General features: G+C 68.9%; 10 protein-coding genes. 3 read left to right on the top strand and 7 right to left on the bottom strand.

What is annotated here, in order from left to right:
• Positions 1 to 10: 10 nt before the first annotated feature.
• From LO55_RS18070 to LO55_RS18060, 3 genes are read right to left on the bottom strand one after another with little or no spacing between them, the layout of a single operon-like run.
• Positions 11 to 4,273, bottom strand: a complete 4,263-nt coding sequence (locus LO55_RS18070) for an RHS repeat-associated core domain-containing protein (RefSeq protein WP_071362526.1) — start codon at positions 4,271 to 4,273, stop codon at positions 11 to 13.
• An 11-nt stretch (positions 4,274 to 4,284) separates the two neighbouring features.
• Entirely contained in the window at positions 4,285 to 4,734 is a 450-nt protein-coding gene (locus LO55_RS18065; RefSeq protein ID WP_005667547.1) for a DcrB-related protein, read from the bottom strand.
• A 20-nt stretch (positions 4,735 to 4,754) separates the two neighbouring features.
• On the bottom strand, positions 4,755 to 6,656 hold the full coding sequence (locus LO55_RS18060) for a type VI secretion system Vgr family protein (RefSeq protein ID WP_071362525.1): 1,902 nt from the start codon (positions 6,654 to 6,656) through the stop codon (positions 4,755 to 4,757).
• Positions 6,657 to 6,948: 292 nt separating this feature from the next.
• On the opposite strand from LO55_RS18060, the gene LO55_RS18055 reads away from it, so the two are divergent.
• Genes LO55_RS18055 through galK form a run of 3 tightly spaced genes read left to right on the top strand, consistent with a single transcriptional unit; the run spans position 6,949 to position 10,900 of the window.
• Entirely contained in the window at positions 6,949 to 8,619 is a 1,671-nt protein-coding gene (locus LO55_RS18055; RefSeq protein WP_071362524.1) for a sodium:solute symporter family transporter, read from the top strand.
• 33 nt (positions 8,620 to 8,652) lie between these two features.
• The gene (locus tag LO55_RS18050) at positions 8,653 to 9,726 is read left to right on the top strand and encodes a UDP-glucose--hexose-1-phosphate uridylyltransferase (RefSeq protein ID WP_083415411.1); all 1,074 of its coding nucleotides are present in this window, start codon (positions 8,653 to 8,655) and stop codon (positions 9,724 to 9,726) included.
• Positions 9,727 to 9,733: 7 nt separating this feature from the next.
• The gene (gene galK / locus LO55_RS18045; protein ID WP_071362522.1) at positions 9,734 to 10,900 is read left to right on the top strand and encodes a galactokinase; all 1,167 of its coding nucleotides are present in this window, start codon (positions 9,734 to 9,736) and stop codon (positions 10,898 to 10,900) included.
• Positions 10,901 to 10,903: 3 nt separating this feature from the next.
• On the opposite strand, the gene LO55_RS18040 is transcribed toward galK, so the two are convergent.
• From LO55_RS18040 to LO55_RS18025, 4 genes are all read right to left on the bottom strand, one after another.
• Positions 10,904 to 12,202: a glycoside hydrolase family 28 protein gene (locus tag LO55_RS18040; protein ID WP_071362521.1), complete on the bottom strand. Its 1,299-nt coding sequence runs from the start codon at positions 12,200 to 12,202 to the stop codon at positions 10,904 to 10,906.
• 19 nt (positions 12,203 to 12,221) lie between these two features.
• The gene (locus tag LO55_RS18035) at positions 12,222 to 14,999 is read right to left on the bottom strand and encodes an exo-rhamnogalacturonan lyase family protein (protein WP_229410173.1); all 2,778 of its coding nucleotides are present in this window, start codon (positions 14,997 to 14,999) and stop codon (positions 12,222 to 12,224) included.
• Positions 15,000 to 15,114: 115 nt separating this feature from the next.
• Positions 15,115 to 17,466 carry a glycoside hydrolase family 2 TIM barrel-domain containing protein gene (locus LO55_RS18030; RefSeq protein ID WP_071362519.1) on the bottom strand — a complete coding sequence of 784 codons (2,352 nt, stop codon included), beginning with the start codon at positions 17,464 to 17,466 and terminating at the stop codon, positions 15,115 to 15,117.
• A complete protein-coding gene (locus tag LO55_RS18025) occupies positions 17,463 to 18,974 on the bottom strand; it encodes a family 43 glycosylhydrolase (protein ID WP_071362518.1) in 1,512 nt (503 codons plus the stop codon). The genes LO55_RS18030 and LO55_RS18025 overlap by 4 nt, the downstream gene beginning before the upstream one ends.
• Between the last annotated feature and the right edge of the window lie 163 nt (positions 18,975 to 19,137).

The raw sequence follows: 19,137 nt of genomic DNA, 5'->3' as shown, positions 1-19,137 counted from the left end.
GGTCATTCTGCTACCCACACCCACCAGCAAGTGTCGACCGGGCGTCTCGATATGCCGACTCGAAATAGGCCTGTCGACCGCGAGGCCGTGTCGTATTGTCGTGCGCGAATGAAGCCACTTTATTTCCGCGCTGTTCATAAGTCACTGCTTGTTGCAAATCAAACCCGACGGTTCCTGTCTTGGTACCCAAGTACTCGATGTGCGCCTGCTCAATGCCTCGGGCTGTGCCATAAGTGACATTTCTCGCGATTGGGCTCATTTTGGCGCCCTCAGGCATTCGTCCACTCAAGCGATGCTCGCGGCTTCTCCGAAGCAGATCATCCGTAACGCCAACATAGTAAGGTTTGTCGCTGCCCGGCGCATACAGGCCATATACCGCGTAGCCTGGAGCACTTTCGGAGATCCAACCCCACGGATCGATCCACGCAGTTGGATTCGACGCATAAGCGTACAGGTTCAGACCGCCTGACAACCCAATCGGATCCTGACTGACAAACCTCCCCACATCCGGATCGTAATACCTGAACGTGTTGTAATGCAGCCCCGTCCCCTTGTCCGCATACTGCCCAGGATAGCGCAGCGGCTGCTCGGTGCGCTCCAGCAGCATGGCGTCTTCCCCGCGCTCCACCCGGCCCCAGGCGCCGTATTTCCCGGCCCACGCCAGCTCTCCCGCCTCGTCGGTCAGCTCCAGCGGCGTCCCCACCGGATCGGTGTGGAAGTGATACACCCTCGACGACGAGCGCGCCTTGTCGATCGTCACACCTGCGATGGCGCCGGCGACGACCGCATCCACCCGCGCCAGCGGCGTGTACATCGCATCCGGGCTGTACACGTAGCTGCTGACGCTCCCCTCGCGCACCTCCTGCGCCATGCGCAGCCCTTGCCAGACGAAGCGCCGGCGCTGGCTGCGCGCCAGTCCCGAGGCGTCGCGCCGTGTTTCGCTGCAGGCGATGCGCCGGCCGAGCGGGTCGTACTCGAAGCGCGTCTCGACCACTCCCTGCGCATCCTCGGTCCACACGCCCGTCAGGCGGTCCTCGGCGTCGAAGGTGAAGCGCTGATCCTGGCGCGCGCCCTTGCGCTTGTGGCTGACGTTGCCCCAAGGGTCGTACTCGTAACGGATATCGCGCCAGACCTTGAGCCGGGTGCCTTCGACCCGGCCCCGGCTCCCGTCCACGCCCGCCTTCCCTGAGCCGTCGAGCAGGTTGCCGGCCGCGTCCCACGCGAACCGCTCGTCTTCCAGGTCGGCCGCGCGGCTCTGGCGCAGCAGGTGGCCGGCGCGGTCGTAGCGATAGTCGATGCGGCCACGCACGCTGTCGTGCACTTCTCCCAACTCTCCCTGCAGGTCGTAGCGGTAGCGGCGCCATAGCTGCCCATCGCCGGGGCCAAGCGCCTGAGAGGCCAGTCCCGCGGCCTGCCAGCTGCGCCGCCCGAGCACGTCGTAACCGGTGCGCTGCACGATGCGTCCCTGCGTGCGCTGGATTTCGCGGTGCAGGTCGTCGCGCTCGATGTCGCTGACCACGCGAGCGCCCACCCGCACCTGGTGGACGTGGCCCGCGCCATAACAAAGTTGTTCGATGCGCTGGCCATGCGGCAGGTCGACGGCCGCCAGGTTATCGAGTTCATCCAGTTCATAACGCACCGTGCCTTCGGCGCCATGCTCGGCCAGCAGACGCCCGGCCACGTCGTAGTCGAAGCTGACGCTGCTGGTCGTCACCCCGAGCGCGCTGCCGGCGGCGAGCGGCGCCCGGGTCGCCGCGACGAGCCGGTCGGCATCGTTCCAGGCATAGGTGGACACCGAGGTCGCGCACGTCTGGCGCAGCAGCCTGCCCATCCCGTCGCGCTCGAAGCGCATGGTGCGGCGCGCGCGGGCGAGCGGATCGCCCGCCGATGCGCCCAGCTTCTCGAGTTCGACCAGCTCGCCCGCGGCGTCATAGCCCAGCTGCCGCTCCACGCCATCCGGCCTTATCTCGCGCACCAGCCGATCGCCGCTGTCGTAAGCGAAGTCGTACCGGGTGTCGGGGCCGGACGCCAGCTCGACCAAGCGGCCGCGCGGATCGTAGCGGTAGCTCAGCCGCCGCTCGGCCGGATCGAGCGCCTCGACCACCTGGCCGCGCGCATTGCGGCGCCAGCGCATCGAGACCTCCCTGTAGCGCTGCCCGACGGGCAGGCCGGCCGCGTCGTACGCAAACTCTTGCACGCTGCCGTCCGGCAGGATGATCCTGGCCGGCTCGCCGGTCGGCAGGCGCTCGAAGCGCGTTTGCTGTCCCAACGCATCCGTCACGGTCTCCAGGTAGCCGGCGGCATCATAAGCGTAGCGGGTGGTCTTGCCGGAGCAGTCCGTGTAGGCGGTCAGCTGTCCCAGCGCATTCCAGGCCATCGTCCGGCGCGCGCCGCGCGCGTCGACATGCGCCACCGGCCACGGACCAAGACCCGGCGCGTACTCATGTCGCTCGACGCGCCCCAGCGGATCGGTCGTGTTCAGCAAGCGCCCGAGATGGTCATACCCGGCGCGCCAGCGCGCGCCGCCCGGCAGGATCGTCTGCGTGACGCGCAGGCTGTCGCCGTCATAGCTGGTCGCGGTGCGCCGTCCGAGCGGGTCGGTTTCCAGGACGATCCGGCCCGCCGCGTCATACTCGAAAGCGACGCTGCGTTCGCCCGGCAGCGCGATGTGGGTGGGCTGGCCGGCGTCGTCGTAGCGTATCCGGTAGGCGCCGCCATCGAGGTCGGTGCAGGCCACGATCCGCAACTGCTCGTCGTAACGCCAGCACGCCTCGCGGCCCAGTTCATCGCGCACCGTGGTCTGGCGCGCCTCGAGGTCATAGGTGAATTCGGCGCGCTCGCCTTCGCTGGACCAGCAGGCGACCACGCGCGGCCGCCCGCCAATGTCGGCCCAGGCGTAATGCGAGACCAGGCCCAGGGCGCCCGTATGGCTCGTCATCACGCCGTTCTGGTAGCCGAAGCGGCGCACGACCGCCCCGTTCGCATCGGTCACCGCGACCAGCTGGCCGAGCGCATCGTAGTCGTAGCGCACCAGCTGGCGCGGGTCGCCGTCCAGGCGCACGATGCCGGCCAGGCGCTCCGGGTGCGCGGGGCAGTAATCCAGGCGCAGGTCCAGGCCACCGCTGGCGCGGATCGCCCGCACCCGCCCGGCGTCGTCGCGCGCGAATGCCTGCCACTGTCCGCAGCGGTCTTCGATGCGCTGCAACCATGCCACCGCGTCCGGGCCCGGGTCGAGCTGGCCGAAGTCGTAGTAGCGCTCGTTCAGGTCGACCATGAGGTAGCGGCCGTCGCGCGCGCGGACCAGGTAGCGCTGTTCGCCCGCGCTGTACAGCGCCTGTCCGGGCGCCATGGGCGGAAAGCCCGTCTCGCGCCCCTGCGCATCGCGCAGCCAGAGCCGCTCGCCGCGCCGCTGCAGGCGCAGTTCCCAGGGCAGCACCCAGCCGGCGCCCAGGCTGCCATCCACGGCGAGGTCGCTCGCATAGAAGCGCGCCAGCGCGACCGGCAGCGGCCCCGGCACCACGAAATCGACTTCATCCTGGGCCAGCAACACCTTGCGGCCGGTCGCGACCTCCACCGGCCTGCCGTAGAGTCCTCCCATCACGCGTCTGACCACCGGTTCGGCGACATAATGGCCGACCGCCTCGCCAAGCATGAAGCCGCCGATGAACTTCGCCGCGCATGGCACGACCGCACGCGACAGGCCGCCGGCCGCCTTGACCAGTCCGGCCAGCCCGCCGACCAGGCCGGCCAGGGCGAATGCCCAGCCGACCGTCGTGCGCAGCCACTCGGGCACCTCGTCCTCGACCGGCAGGTAGCCGACCCGGCCGCCGCCGATGAACACGTCGTGCGAGCCGTCGTCGATCTTCGCGCCGCAGGTGATGGCGTCGTCCTTGCGGGCCGCCGGCAAGCCGTTGATGAATACCGAGCCGGAACCCTCCGCCACCAGTGGCGCCGGATTGTGCTTGTCGCAGATGGCCAGGCTCATCGTGGTGCAGGCCGCGCCGAGGCGGTTAACGAAGACGTCGGGCGAGGCGCTGCCGAGCGTTCCGGAGGGATTCGAGAACATCCGGCCGATCGCTTCCCCGAGTCCGAGAATGGCGGTCGCGCCGATCCCGGCGGCCAGGCCGGCCAGCAGCGCCACCCCAAAGCCGCAGGTGAAGGTGGCGAAGGCCACGGCGGCGATCAGCGCAATGCCGATCACGGCCCCGACCAGGAAGCCTTCGAGCGCGCAGGTATGCGCGATCGGGTCGGTCAGGCGGGCGGCTTCGAACATGGCGCCGGCCGCTAGCGCACTTGGAGCTGGAAGCTATCCAGCCAGGCCCGCCACAGCGCCTCGAAGGCGTCGTCGAACGCGCCCGGCGTCGCGGCGCTGAACACGAGCACGCGGCCGTCGCCGATGTCGAACGCGGCCTGGCGCTGGCGCACCTGTTGCGCGCCGCTGCGGTATTGGGCGTCGATGCGCATGCCGGCGTGGGCTCGTGGCCCCGGGCCGAGGCGCTCCTCGTCCCGGGCCAGCAGCTTGTGCCCCGGCAGCCGCGCCTTGAGCATGCCGAGCTGGCGCTCGACGTAGGCGCCCAGGGTCTCCCCGCGCTCCAGCCAGTCGCGCGCGATGCTCAGGTTGGGCTGGCGCTGCGGGTCGCCTGGCACGAACAGGTTCGCGCTGCGGTCCGCGAAGCCGGGCGGCAGCGCGACGCTGCCCTCGTGCAGGTGGATTCGGACTGTCGTCTCGCTCATGGATGCCTCGCTCGACTGGTTCAGGGATTGAGGAAAATCTTGCCCGCGTTGATCACGATCTCGTCCGGCGTCAACGTGATGATGCTGCCGCCGACGGCGAAGGTGATCCTGCGCGGCGAGACGACGGTGACCGCGCCGTCGAGCGAGGTGATGCTCACGTCGCCCTTGACGGTGCTGGTGTGGCGCCCTTCGCTCACATTGAGCGTCAGGTCGCGCCGGATGGTGTGGGTCTGCGCGCCGCCGACCGTGAGGGTGCGGTCCCCGCCGATGCCTTGCGTTTGCGTACCGCCGACCTGCAGGCTGCTGTCGGCGCCGACGGTCCGGGTTTCGCTGTGCTTGACCACGGTGTCGAGGTTGCGCTCGGCCTGGACCCACAGCTGCTCGCCGCCTTTCTTGTCCTCGAAGCGGATCGCATTGGCGTTGTCGTAGCCGCCGCCCGGCGAGGAGCGCGACAGCACGCCGCTCTGGGTCTTGTTGGCCGGGAGTTCCCACGGCGGCATCGTCAGCGCGTTCGGCACCATGCCGGTGATCAGCGGCCGGTCCGGATCGCCGCCCAGGAAGGACACGATCACCTCGGCGCCGATGCGCGGGATCGAGGTCATGCCGAAGTTGGAACCGGCCCATGGGGTGGCGACGCGGATCCAGGCCGAGCTGCGCTCGTCGTGTTGGCCTTCACGGTCCCAGTGGAACTGGACGCGCACCCGCCCGAATTCGTCGGTATGGATCTCTTCGCCGCGCGGGCCGACCACGGTGGCGCTCTGGATGCCGTAGATGCGGGTCTCGTCGCAATGAAAGCCGCGGCCCGGCCGCCAGGGGATCGCGCGGCGCTGGCAGGCGACGCGGTTCTCGTAGGCCGGTTCCTCGTCCTGCGCCAGGTAGTTGTTGGTGGCGCGGTGGTGGCAGTCGAGCACGAGGAACTCGCTGGCGCCCTCGCCGCCGGTATCGAAGTGGCCGTCGAGGCGGAACCAGCGGCCCGGCATCAGGCAGCGGTTGTTGCCCGCCCCCTCGAACAGCTTGCCGCGCGCCTCGGCTTCCTCCATCCGCAGGCGCGCCAGCGCATCGCCCGCCGCCAGGCCGGCGAAGCCGTAGGCTCCCGCATAGTCGTAGGATTCGAGCGCCGGCACCTGGCCCTGGCGATTCAGGGTCGTGGTCGAGGCCAGCGCCGCGCGGCCGTTCCTGAAGTCGTAGCTGCTCACGGCGACGCTGGAAGGCACCAGTTGGCGCGCCGCCGACCACTCGCCGATGCCGTCTTCCTCGACCGCGCCGCCGTGGCGCTGGTAGGGGACGGCCGGATCGCCGTCGATGGCGGCGGCGCGCGTCGAATCGTCGGCCAGCACCAGCCGGTGGCCGTCGGCGCCATGCTCGAACCAGTAGTAGATCCCGGCCGCCGCCCAGCGCCGCGCCAGGTAGTTCAAGTCGCTTTCGTCGAACTGGCAGGCCTGCGTCATCACGCGCTCTTCGCTCCTCACGCGCCAGTCCCAGTCGGCCAGCACGCCATAGTCGGCGAACACGCTGCGCGTCTGGTCGTACAGGCTCGCGTGGTGGAACAGGTAGTTGTCCTTGCGTAGCGCCAGAAAATCGAGCCATGGTCCCAGCCGTGCTTCGTAGAAGGCGAAGCCACCGTCGACCTTGAGCAGCGCGAAACGGAATACCCGTCCCGTGAAATGGCGCAGCGTGCCGTCGCGGCGCACCAGTTCCACGCACACCAGCTTGCCCTGCAGGTCTTTCAGCGCAATGTGCGCGTCGTCGGACAGCAGCTCGAGCGTATAGCTGAAGGGACGCGACAGGCCCTCGGACGCCTCGAGCGTGTCGACCAGCAGCAGCGCGGCCGGGCCGTCCCCATGCGGGAAGGAAAGCCGCAGGATGCGGTTGTGCTGGCTGAGCGTGCTGGCAAGCTGGGGGATGCGGGTTGCATCGCGCATGGCATGTCTCCGGCAATGGCCTGCTTCCCAGCGTAATCTCCTTGCAAAAATCGTATTAGTTCTATGACAAGGTTTTACGGTATAGTGAGCAACCGCGAGTTTTGCTTCCGCTCAACTACCGCCCGTCTGCTGATCAATCACCAGATTGAACAGACCGGCGGCCGACCGTGCGGTACTATCGCTGAGCCGGCGTCTTTACGGAGCCGGCGGTGACGGCACGGCGAATGACGCCGCGCTCGACGGACAACCACGACCGGGACGTCAGACCCCGGCGGCACAGAGACATCGACCCATGACCCCATTCACCACGCTCGACACCTTCGTCTTCCTGGTTTACTTCGTGGCCATCTCGGCCTATGGCATCTGGATCTACTGGCGCAAGAAGCGCAGCAGCGGCAAGGCCACCCACGATTTCTTCCTGGCGGAAGGGTCCCTCACCTGGTGGGCGATCGGGGCCTCGCTGATCGCCTCGAACATCTCGGCCGAGCAGTTCATCGGCATGAGCGGCTCCGGCTACCGCATCGGCATGGCGATCGCCGTCTATGAACTGATGGCGGCCGTGACGCTGGTGATCGTGGCCGTGTTCTTCATGCCGGTCTACCTCAAGAACCGCATCTACACGATGCCGCAGTTCCTCGAGCAGCGCTACGGCAAGGCGGTGGCCACCACCATGGCGGTGTTCTGGCTGGGCCTCTACGTGGTGGTGAACCTCACCGCCATCCTCTACCTCGGCGCGCTGGCGATCAGCAGCATCGCGGGCCTGGACGTGATGGCCTGCATGCTGTTCCTGGCGCTGTTCGCCACCGTGATCACGCTGGGCGGCATGAAGGTGATCGGCTACACCGACGTGGTGCAGGTGCTGTGCCTCGTGATCGGCGGCCTGGTCACCACCTGGATCGCGCTCGACCTGGTGGCGGCGCTGGCCGGCGGCCAGGGCGCCTTGCGCGGCATGAGCGAGCTGTATGTGCGCGCCGGCGAGCATTTCGACATGGTGCTCTCGCGCGACAATCCGAGCTATATGGACTTGCCGGGCCTGTCGACCATCATCGGCGGCATGCTGATCGTGAACCTCAACTACTGGGGCTGCAACCAGTACATCATCCAGCGCGCGCTCGGCGCCGACCTGCACACCGCGCGCAAGGGCCTGCTGTTCGCCGCCTTCCTTAAACTGCTGATGCCGATCATCGTGGTCTTGCCCGGCATCGCCGCCTATGCGCTCGACCGCTCGGGCACCCTGGGCGACGCCATGCGCCCGGGCGGCGAGCTCAATCCGGACCGCGCCTATCCGACCCTGCTCGCCCTGCTCCCGGCCGGCATCAAGGGCCTGGCCTTCGCGGCGCTGACGGCGGCCGTGGTGGCCTCGCTGGCCGGCAAGGCCAACAGCATCGCCACCATCTTCACGCTCGACATCTACAACAAGCACTTCAACCGCGAAGCCAGCGAACAGAAGATGGTGTGGATCGGCCGCGTGTCGGTGGTAGTCTCGATGGCCATTGCCGTGCTGCTGGCGCCACTGATGGGCATCGACAAGAAAGGCGGCTTCCAGTACATCCAGGAATACACCGGCTTCGTCTCGCCCGGCATCCTGGCGATGTTCCTGCTCGGCTTCTACTGGCGCAAGACCACGGCGGCGGCCGCGATGTTCGCCACCATCGGCGGCCTGGTGTTCTCGGTGTTCCTCAAGTTCCTGCCGCTGGCGATGGACCTGTCGTTCCTGGCGCCGATCGGCTTCGCGGTCGACAACGGCGCCGGTGTCTACGAGATCCCGTTCCTCGACCGCATGCTGATCGTGTTCATCATGGTCGTCATCGGCATGGTCGTGATGAGCAAGATGGCCGAGCAGGACGGCGCGCTCAAGCGCATGCACATCGACCGTTCGCTGTTCCGCGTCGATGGCGGCTTCGCGCTGGGCTCGGCCGTGATCTGCGTGCTGCTGGTCGCCATCTATGGCATCGGGTGGTAAGCTCAAGGCCAACCGACCATGACGAGGAAAGCGATGTTCAACCCTACCGACCACCCGCACCGCCGTTACGATCCGCTCGGCGGCGACTGGGTACTTGTGTCTCCCCACCGCGCCAAGCGCCCCTGGCAAGGGCAGCAGGAAGCCCCCGACCGCGCCCCCAAGCCGGCGCACGACCCGGGCTGCTACCTGTGCGCCGGCAATGTGCGCGTCAATGGCGAGCGCAATCCCGACTACCAGGGCACGTATGTGTTCGCGAACGACTTCGCGGCCTTGATGCCCGACACCCCGGAGGCGCCACCGGGCGCCGACCCGCTGTTCCAGAGCATGAGCGCGCGCGGCACCAGCCGCGTGATCTGCTTCTCGCCCGACCACGCCAAATCGCTGCCGCAGCTGCCCCTGCCGGCGCTGCGCGAAGTGGTCGACACATGGTGCGAGCAAGCGGCCGAGCTGGGCGCCAGCTACCGCTGGGTCCAGGTGTTCGAGAACAAGGGGGCGGCGATGGGCTGCTCCAATCCGCACCCGCATGGCCAGGTCTGGGCCACCAGCTTCCTGCCCGACCTGCCGGCGCGCGAAGACCGCCAGCAGCGCGCCTACCACGCCGAGCATGGCCGTCCGCTGCTGCTCGACGTCGCCGAGCGCGAGGCGCAGGCACAGGAGCGGGTGGTGGTCGAGACCGCGCACTGGCTGGCCGTGGTGCCGTACTGGGCGGCCTGGCCGTTCGAGACGCTGCTGCTGCCGCGCTTCAAGGTGACGCGCCTGGAAGACCTGGACGAGGCGCAGCGCACCGACCTGGCGCTCGCCCTCAAGCGCCTGACCACCCGCTACGACAACCTGTTCCAGACCTCGTTCCCGTATTCGATGGGCTGGCACGGCGCGCCGTACGGGCAAGACGACGCTGACGACGGCGGGCCGGCCTGGCAGCTGCATGCCCACTTCCATCCGCCGCTGCTGCGTTCGGCCTCGGTGCGCAAGTTCATGGTCGGCTTCGAGATGCTGGCCGAAGCCCAGCGCGACCTGACGCCGGAACAGGCGGCCGCCATGCTGCGCGCCGTCTCCGACGAGGTGCACTACCTCGACGCCCCCGATACCCCCGCTTCCAACCCTTGAGCGCACGATGAGCGATTCTCTGACGGCCAGAGCGGCCGACGTCTTCCTGGCCGCCTTCGGCCAGCCGGCCACGATCCGGGTCCAGGCCCCGGGCCGGGTCAACCTGATCGGCGAACATACCGACTACAACGGCGGCCTGGTGCTGCCCTGCGCCATCGGCTATCGCACGGTGATCGTGGCGCGCCCGCGCGCCGACCGCCGCATGCGGGTGGTGGCCGCCGACTACGACGACGCCATCGACGAATACTCGCTCGACGCCCCGATCGAACGCCTGGCCGCGCCGATGTGGGCCAATTACGTGCGCGGCGTGGTGCACGAGCTGCTGCAGCGCGAGCCTGGTGGCCCATCCCTGCGCGGCATGGACATGGTCGTCGCCGGCGACGTGCCGCAGGGCGCCGGCCTGTCGTCCTCGGCCTCGCTGTCGGTGGCGGTGTGCACGCTGCTCTCCACCCTGCCCGACCACCCGGGCCTGGGCCCGATCGAGGCGGCGCTGGTGGCCCAGCGCGCCGAGAACGACTTCGTCGGCTGCAAATGCGGCAATATGGACCAGATCAGCTCCGCCTGCGGCGTCCAGGACCATGCGCTGCTGATCGACTGCCGTTCACTGCAAGTCAGCCCGGTGCCGATCCCGGCCGGCGCGGCGATCATGATCGTCGAATCGCACATCACGCGCGGCCTGGTCGACAGCGCCTACAACACGCGCCGCGCGCAGTGCGAGGAAGCGGCGCGCCACTTCGGCGTGCCGTTTCTTCGCGACGTCGACCTGTCCACGCTGGCGGCGAAAGGCGCCGGCCTCGATCCGGTCGCGCTGCGCCGCGCGCGCCACGTCGTCAGCGAGAATGCGCGCGTCGTCGCGGCGGCAGAGGCGCTGGGCGCCGGCAACCTGCCGCGCATGGGCGAGCTGATGGCAGCCTCGCATGCGTCGATGCGCGACGATTTCGAGATCACCGTGCCCGCCATCGACCGCCTGGTCGACATCGTCAAGGACGCGATCGGCGAAGCCGGCGGCGTGCGCATGACCGGCGGCGGCTTCGGCGGTTGCGTGGTGGCGCTGGTGCCGACAGAATTGGTGGAGGTCGCGCGGCTGGCGCTGGCGCGCGACTACCGGGCGCCGAACGGCGCGCAAGCCACCGTGCACGTCTGCCGCGCGGCGGCCGGCGCCGGCAGCCTGTAGGCGCTACAACGAGACCATCCGGCCGTTGACGATCACATTGTCCAGCCGTACGCCGCTGGCGCCGGCGATATCGGGCCTGGGGTCGCGCAGTGCGAGCGCGATGTCCTTGAACACGATGTCGCTGATCTCGGTCTGGCCGGGATTTGGCCGGATGCGCCCGAAGCCGCCGTAGCGGCCCTTGATGTCCTCCAGCCTGATATTGCGCACGATCGACTTTGGCGGCGGCGCGCCCTTCAGGTCCACGTACTGCGTCCACGGCTTCACCGAGACGATGGCGCCGCGCTCCGACTGCAGGCTCAGCTTGCGCAGGTGGACGTTCTCGTAGTGCTGGGGCGTATCCGGGCGCAGCTTGAGCACCGCCACATTGAGCACGTGGCCCGTCACCCGGCAATCCTCGACCAGGATGTCGCGCACCAGGGTCGCTTCGCTGCCCAGGGTCATGACGCTATGGCCGCGCCGGAACTCGCAATGGCGCACGTGGACGCCGACCACCGGCGGGCTGTCCTTGTCCTGCAGCGCGAACGGCCCCTTGGAGCCCTTGGCGGCGATGCAGTCGTCGGTCACCGAAAAATAACAACCGTCGATCGTCACCCGCTGACAGCTGTCGAGGTCGATCCCGTCGGTGCTCGGCGCCTGCTCGTAATCGTCCGGCACCACAAAGCGCGCATGCTTCACCGTCACGTCCTGGCAGCGGTACAGGTGCAGGTTCCAGAACTGCGAATCCTTGAAGGTCACGCCCTCGACCGTCACGCCGCGCGAGCGCTCGATCAGGGCCAGGCGCGCGCGCGGGACGCTGATGTTCGGGAAGTTGCCCGGATCCTTGTAGGCCTTGCGCAGCGTCCAGAAGCGGTCCCAGATCGGGCGCCCGGCGCCGTCGAGCGTGCCCTCGCCGCTGAGATGGAAACCGTCGCAGCCGTCGGCATTGACCAGCGCCGGGTTGAAGTTCTCGGCGAAGTGGCCCTCGATCCGGGTGCGCCGGACCGGAAAATGCGACAGGTCCGTCGAGCACTTGAGGACCGCCCCCTTGGCCAGGTGCAGGTGGACGCCGGGCTTGAAGAACAACGCCCCACTGACGAAGACGCCGCGCGGCACGACCACCGTCCCGCCGCCGCGCGCGGCCAGCGTATCGATCGTCTGCTGGATGGCGGCGGTGTTGACGGTCTTGTCGTCGGCCACGGCGCCGTAGGCCGTGATGTCGGACCGCCAGGCGAGCGCAGCCAGGGCCGGCGCGGCGCCGGCGCAGAATGGCGCAGCCATGAGCGAGAGCGTCAGGCGCCGGCGAGTGGAATGCGTGTGCGGCATGATCTTGTCTCCTTGCGTGTCATGGTCCCACCAGGCCGGCGGCGCGCGCCGCCTCGTCCAGCGCGTCCCCGACCAGCGCCATGTTCTGGATCGCGGCCAGGCTCCATTGCGCCGAGCCGTTGGTGCCGATGTTCGGCAGCTCGTGGAGCTCGCGCAAGACCGCGACGCCCCCGACCTTTCTAGCCTGCGCGTGCGACTTCATGAAGTTGGACGCGAACAGTTCGCGCCAGGCGCGCAGCGCCAGCGCCCGGTCGCGCTCATGGTGGGCGGCGTAGGCGGAGAGGCGCGAGTGGGAATCGGGCTGGGCCCGGCCGCGCGGCTCGCTGCCCAGCAGCGCGATCAAGTCTTCCTTCGGTGCGTTGTAGTAGCGGCAGTACTCGAGCCAGGCCTTGCGGTAGCCCGGCTCGTCGACCAGGGTCAGGAGTTCGGAACTCATCTCGACCACGCCGAACACGCCGTTCAGTTGCGAGATGCGGGCCTGGTCGCCCGGGCCGCTGAACTTGCCCGTCCTGGGATCGTAGGGCGCCGCGGCCGCGAACCAGCGCCGCTCGAGCGCGCCGATGGTGCGCATGCCGTTCACGATCTTGTCGCGCCAGCGGGTGTCGCCCGTGCGCTCCCATTCGGCCAGCCAGGCCGCGACCAGCGAACCCCAGACGGTGCCGAACGAGGCGTCGACCAGCGCCGGCGCGTCGGCCGACCTGCCGGCCGACGGCAGCGCGCCTGGCTTGGCGCCGGGACGCAGCTTGCGGCCGATATCGACCTTGTGCAGGTCGGCGTCGGAATCGAGCAGCTCGCGCATCAGGTCGCCCGTGCGTTCGTCGGCGGTGAGGAAGTAATGGATGCGCCGATAGGCGGCGTTCGACACGCGCGGCTGCTTGGACGAATCGGACCAGTGCTGCACCCCATGGCGCGTGCCGAAGCCCTTGAACGGGCCGGCGTGGTACACGTCCACTTCGCCCGTATGCCGCGTCATCGCCTCGGCGAACTTGAAGATGTCGGCGCGGCCGGTGCGCAGGTAACTGTACCACAGCCACAGGTCGGTCGACAGCTCCGAATTGTCCCAGGCGTAGCCACCGATATCGTAGCGCCACATGTGGCGGTCGTTGTCATAGGCGTGCATCACGTCGCCGTACGACCAGAACCCATACCAGCGGTGCTGCTCGACTTCGCGCAGGTATTGGTCCAGCCTGAATGCGAGATGATCCTCGATCAGCCTGCGCGCCGGCGTGCTGCGGTCGACCACGTCCCAGTCGCCGAACACGCCGCAGGCGTGGATGCGGGCCGGCGCCAGCACCAGCCGGGCCGGATTGGCCACCTGCTCGGCCATGCCTGAAAAATCCTCGTGCGAAGGCGTGGCGCCCAGCACCCAGAGTTGCAGCTCGGTGGTGCGCGCCACACCGGGCGAGGCGTCCCAGCCCGGCTCGTAATCCTCATAGGTGATGTTCAGGCCCGCGATCTGTTCTTCGAAGGTGTCCATGCCGTCGGCCGAGCGGTAGGAGCGCATGTCCATCGCCGGGCTTGACGGTGACCAGAGCCAGGCGGTGACGTCGGCCATGGCGGTCGCGGCGTTACGAACGTCCAGCTGGCTGGGCGTGCGCTGCCAGAAGTCCTTGAAGCCGAGCGCCACGCCGCCCGTCGCGCCGCCGGCATACACCAGCCCCTTCGTCCGTGCGCCGGCATTGGCGTCGATCCAGGCATGCCCGCTGCGGGTGCGCTTGCGCAGCACGAAGCCGTCCGGCGTGGGTTGGGTGAGCGAAAAATCGCCCCACTCGGGAATCCAGCGCAGTCCGTCCTGCACCGGCTTGGCCATGCCGGACAGTGGCGGCAGCGCCCTGCCGGCGACCTGCGCGTCCTTGTATGCCTGTCCAGGGTCGCGCCGCAGGCCGGTCACCGGCCGCACCGCTTCGCCCCACACGCCGACGCCTTCGCCGGCGAAGCGCATGTGGCGGTCGTGGGTCGCGTCGAGCATGGCTACCCTCGCCGTCACGCCGAGTCCTGCGATGAAATCCCGGGCCGGATCGCCGTCATAGATGAAGGAGTGAACGATGCGCACGCTGTCCGAACCGGCATAGAAGTACAGGCGCACCGAGAACGGGAGCCAGTCGCGCCCGGCCGCCGCGCGCGCCGCGTGCACGCCGTCGAGCTTGACGACGGCCCGCACCGGCCCCTCCTGCTCCAGCGTGACGCGCGTGACCTTGCTGGTGAAGAGTTCGCGGCGCACGCTGCCCGCGCCTTCCGGCTCGGCGCCGTCCTGGCGCAGCGCGACCAGGCGCAGGTGCTGCATCGTCACGCGGCCGGCGCGGGTCGCGCGTTCGACCAGGTATTCGCCGCTCGTCGGCACGGTCCACGTCAGTTCGCCGGCGCTCACCGTCAGCGCGTCGGCGGACCGCCTGACCGATACGCCCGCCTGTACGGTGCCGGTGCCCGTCTCCAGGTTCCAGCCGGCGGCGGCCGCGCCGCCGGCCACCGCATGCGCCGTCCACTTGAGCGAGCCGTCCGGCCAGTAGGCCAGCGGCCACGATTGCAGCGCCGGCCCGTTGCTGCCCAGGGTAAAGCGCAGTGTCTTGTCGGCCGGCAGGCGCAGGGCGCCGCGCGGCCAGGGCACGCCCAGGGTCGCGCCTTCGAAGCGCGCTGGCGGCTGGCCATCGAGCCAGCGCAGCGCGGTGCCGGCGACCGGCTGGCCTTTGCCGCCGACATTCGCGGTGGCAGCGTTGGAGGCGATTGGCGCGCCGGGCACGGCGGCCAGCGCGGCCGCCATCTGCACGAAACGCCTGCGGGAAGGGAGGAATGGTGGCAAGCGGCGTCTCCGATATTTCAGTGCGATGGATTATGCGGCCGTGAGCAGCGCCTGCGGCTTCCTGACCAGAAATAATCAAGCAATGGATCGATTCATGTGCAAGCGGCCTGCCACTTCACCGCGTCGACGCCGGCGCACCGGCAAGCGCGCCACGCAGGGCGCCCGCCTGCGCCGTGGCGGCGACGCCGGCGCGCGGTCCGTTCACGCGCACCAGCACGCTGGCGATCCCGGCCTCGGTCGCGACCACCTGACTGCCGACGATCTCGGCGCCTTCGATGCCGGAGAACGCGACCTGTGTGCCGCTCGCAGGCACCGTGCTGCCATCGGCGTCGCGCAGGCGCGCGCGCAGGAATACCAGGTCGCCCTCGGCCACAGGCACGCCGAGGTCGTCGAGTTCCAAGGCCAGCGTCGTCGGCTTCCGGGGCGTGCGCACCCGGTGCTCGGCCACGACCCGCCCGCCCGCATAGGCCAGCGCCACGAGTTCGCCGGGCGCGTAGCCGCCGGTGTCGAATTCGAGCGGCGGATGCGCCAGGCGCGGATGGACTGTTGAGGGCGCGCTTCGTTGGCGGCCGATCGGCTTGCCGTTCAGGCGCAGCTCCACTTCCTCGGCATTGCTGAACACACGGACGCGCGGATTCGAGCCCGGCTGCCAGTAGCTGGCGATGAAGACCATCGGGCCGCCGCCCCAGCGCGGCGAACTCTCCGAAGCGCTACGCTGGGAGCGGAAGAACTCGGCCGCGAACTTGGGCAGGCGCTCGATGCTGAGCAATCCCGATTCCTCGAGATCCGGCGCATAACCGCGCGCATAATCGAACATCACCCAGTAGCCGTCGGCGAAGGCTGGCGTGGCGGCATTGTCGTCGTGGGCCTCGGCCACGTTGCGGGCCTGCTGCAGCAAGCGCGTTTCGCCGCTGCCCAGCGCCTGGCGGCTCGAACGGTCGGCCGGCTTGAGGTCGGCCCAGGCGTCCTGGTTCAGGCCCGCGTTCATCGCATAGTATTCCCAATCGCCATACTCGGACACGATCAGCGGCTTGGCAGGCGCCTTGTGCTTGCTGCCGATCCTGTGCTGGCGCGCCTGCAGGTAGAGGTCATAGGTCTGCGGCACCCAGCCGGCGGACCAGGCCTGGTCGCCCGGATACTCCTGGTGCACGGTGGCGTGCAGCGCCCGCACCAGCGGGTCCGGCATGCCGGTCTCGTTGAGCGAGCATTCCCAGGCCACGACGCTGGGATGGTTGCGGTCGCGCCGGATCAGGTCGGCGCAGGTGCGCACCACCTGGCGCGCGAACGCCGGGTCGGGATGATGGAACTGCCAGCCGGGGATGGCCGGCAAGACCAGCAAGCCCAGTTCGTCGGCCGCCGCCATGAAGGCAGGCGACTGCGGATAATGCGACAGGCGCACGAAGTCGAAGCCGTAGCGCTTGATCAGGAGCGCATCGCGCGCGTCGGCCTGCGCCGACAGCGCGTAGCCGACATAAGGGTATTCCTGGTGGCGGTTGACGCCGCGCAGGCGCACGGGCTCGCCGTTGAGCAGCAGGCGCCCGTCCTCGAAGGCCAGGCGGCGCACGCCGATGCGGGTCGCGACCATGTCTTCGCTGCCGGCGGCAACGACCCTCGTCTCCAGCCGGTACAGGTTGGGCGAGCGCGGCGACCACAGTCTCGGCGCGCGCAGTGTGAGCGGCAGCGTGACGTGGCGGCGTTCGCCCGCCGCCAGGCGCAGCTGCTGCTCTGCCTCGGCCACTGGCTGGCCGTCCCATGCCAGCGTGTGGCGCACGGTGACGGCCTGCGCGCTCTGCGACGTGTTGCTGACCTCGGCCTTGACCTCTACCCGCGCCTCGTCCCTGGCGACGCGCGGATAGGTCACGAACACCCCGCCGCCGCCCGGCGTGGCCGAGAGCATCTCGTCCGTGACGTGCACGGCCGGCTTGATCAGAAGCCGCACGTCGCGGTAGATGCCGCCGTGCTGGATGTAGTCGAGCTGCTTGAGCGGCTTGGGGCCGGTGATCGGATTGTCCTCGTTATTGGCGCGCACCACGAGCTCGTTCGCGCCCGTATCACGCAGAACGTCGGTCACGTCGAACGCGAACGGCAGGTAGCCGCCCAGGTGCTGTCCCAGGTGGCGGCCGTTCAGCCAGACGTCGGCCACGTTCATCACGCCCTCGAAACGCAGGATGGCGCGCTCGCCCGTCCGCAGCCTGACGTCCAGGCGCTTCTTGTAGAACACCGTGCCCTGCCACGGCGCCGTGGGCACGCGCGGCTCGATGCGCGCCGCGTGCGGGAGGTTCACCTCGGTCCAGGCGCCGTTTGGCACCTGGTCCGCGCTGGCGAGCTGGCCGCCCTCGTCGCGGTAGAACTGCCAGGATGCGTTCAGGTTCAGCTCCGCCGCCTGTGCCGGCGCGACGGGCGTCATCGTCAGCACAAGCAGGGCCGCACGAGCCGCGCCAAACAGGATCATGGAAATGTTCATCATTCGCGCACCAGGCTGAAGTCGTCGAGGGCGAGCCAATCGCCGTCCTTCCCTTCCGAGTAGACGCCGATCTGCACGCTGCCGCTAGTGACCTGGATGCCGGACAGCGTCACCTCGGTCCACTGCGCCAACTTGTCCGGCAGGGAGCGGGCGATCTCGGCGTCGCCGTGGCCGGATGCGTACAGGCGCGCCACGCGCTGGCCGCCGCTGCTTTTCACCCAGGCCCCGAGCGTGTAGCGGCCGTTCGGCAGCGTGACGTTCTGGATCGCGCTGCCCATCGTCTGTCCCGCATGGCGCAGGCTCAAGGCCCAGCGTCCGGTGCGACCATCGGGCACGTTCATGAACGGCGCATCGCCCTTGATGCTGGTCCAGCTGCTGATCCATCCGGCGACGCTCGTCTGGCGCACCCGGTCGGCCTCGAAGCCGGGATTGAGCAGGTAATTGTTACCGTTGCCGACAGCCCAGGCGCCGCGCGCGGCGTCCAGCGTGAATTCGCTGAGCGAGTTGAAGCGCGGCGCCGTGCCGTCGAACGACAGCGGCGCCCAGACATGGTAGCCAAGCCCGTTCCCGGCAAAATTGCTCCAGCGGTCACCCGCATACAGGACCGTGGCGCCGGCGCTGCCCTGGACCGGGATGAAGAAGCCGTTCTGCGACACGTGCGAAAAATCCGCCTCCGTGCCCTCGATGATCCGCTCCGGCGTGTAGGGGCCGGTGATGTTCGGCGACGTCATGTAGAAGCTGCGCGAGGCGTTCCAGCCGTGCAGGTCGGACGAGCAGAAATAGTACAGGCCCCCGTGCTTGAACATCGCATTGCCTTCGCGCCCGCCGGCCGGCGCGCTGTGGATGTTCGTGGCCGCGTCGACCTGCAGGAAGTCGGACGGCCGCAGCGGCGCCACGTACAACTGGCGCCGGTCGCCGTTGCTGCTGAAGATCAGGTAAGGCTGGCCGTCGTCGTCGGTGAACACGGTCTGGTCGCCCGAGGTGGGAGTGGCGACGTTCTCGATGCTCGCCTGCAGGCGTGCGAACACGAAGGGGCCGTTGGGACTGTCGCTGGTGGCGAACAGCACGCCGCCGCCCGTGCCCTTGCTGCTGTACTGGGTGAGCAGCACGTACTTGCCGGTCGCCTTGTGGTACACCACGCCCATGCGTCCCAGCCAGGCCTTCGGATCGTGCAGCGCGCCCAGGCCCTGCGGCGTGAGAACGTCGCCTTCGAAGGTCCAGTTCACCAGGTCGGTCGACGAATAGGCGGTGACCGCGCTGAAGTGCGGCTGAGCGAGCGCCTGTCCCGGCGCGTCGGCGTAGCGCACCGCCTCGGCATACTTCACGCCATACCAGTAGTACTTCGCGCCGACCTTGAGCATGCCGCCGCCCTGCGAGTAGATCGGCGTGCCGGCGCTGTCCTTCCAGAAGACGCCATTGCGGATGGTGGTGTCGGCGGCGACTGCCTGGTGCGTCGCGCCAGCAAGGGCCAGGCAGGCGATCCAGCCGCTGCGGCGGAAATGCTCGATCATCGGTTCTCCAGTGTGGCGCCCGACGCGCCGGGCATGCGGGCCTTCCCGCTCCGTCCGGCAGTATAAGAGTCACCTGCCGCCTGCGGCGACGATCCTCCGATCAACATGCTGAGCAATCCTCCGCTTGCCGTTCGGGCCTGGGACACATCGCCCATAATGACAG

The sequence above is a fragment of the Massilia timonae genome, from assembly GCF_001866515.1.
Classification (GTDB): domain Bacteria; phylum Pseudomonadota; class Gammaproteobacteria; order Burkholderiales; family Burkholderiaceae_D; genus Telluria; species Telluria timonae.
This window is presented reverse-complemented; position numbering and strand designations above follow the sequence as displayed.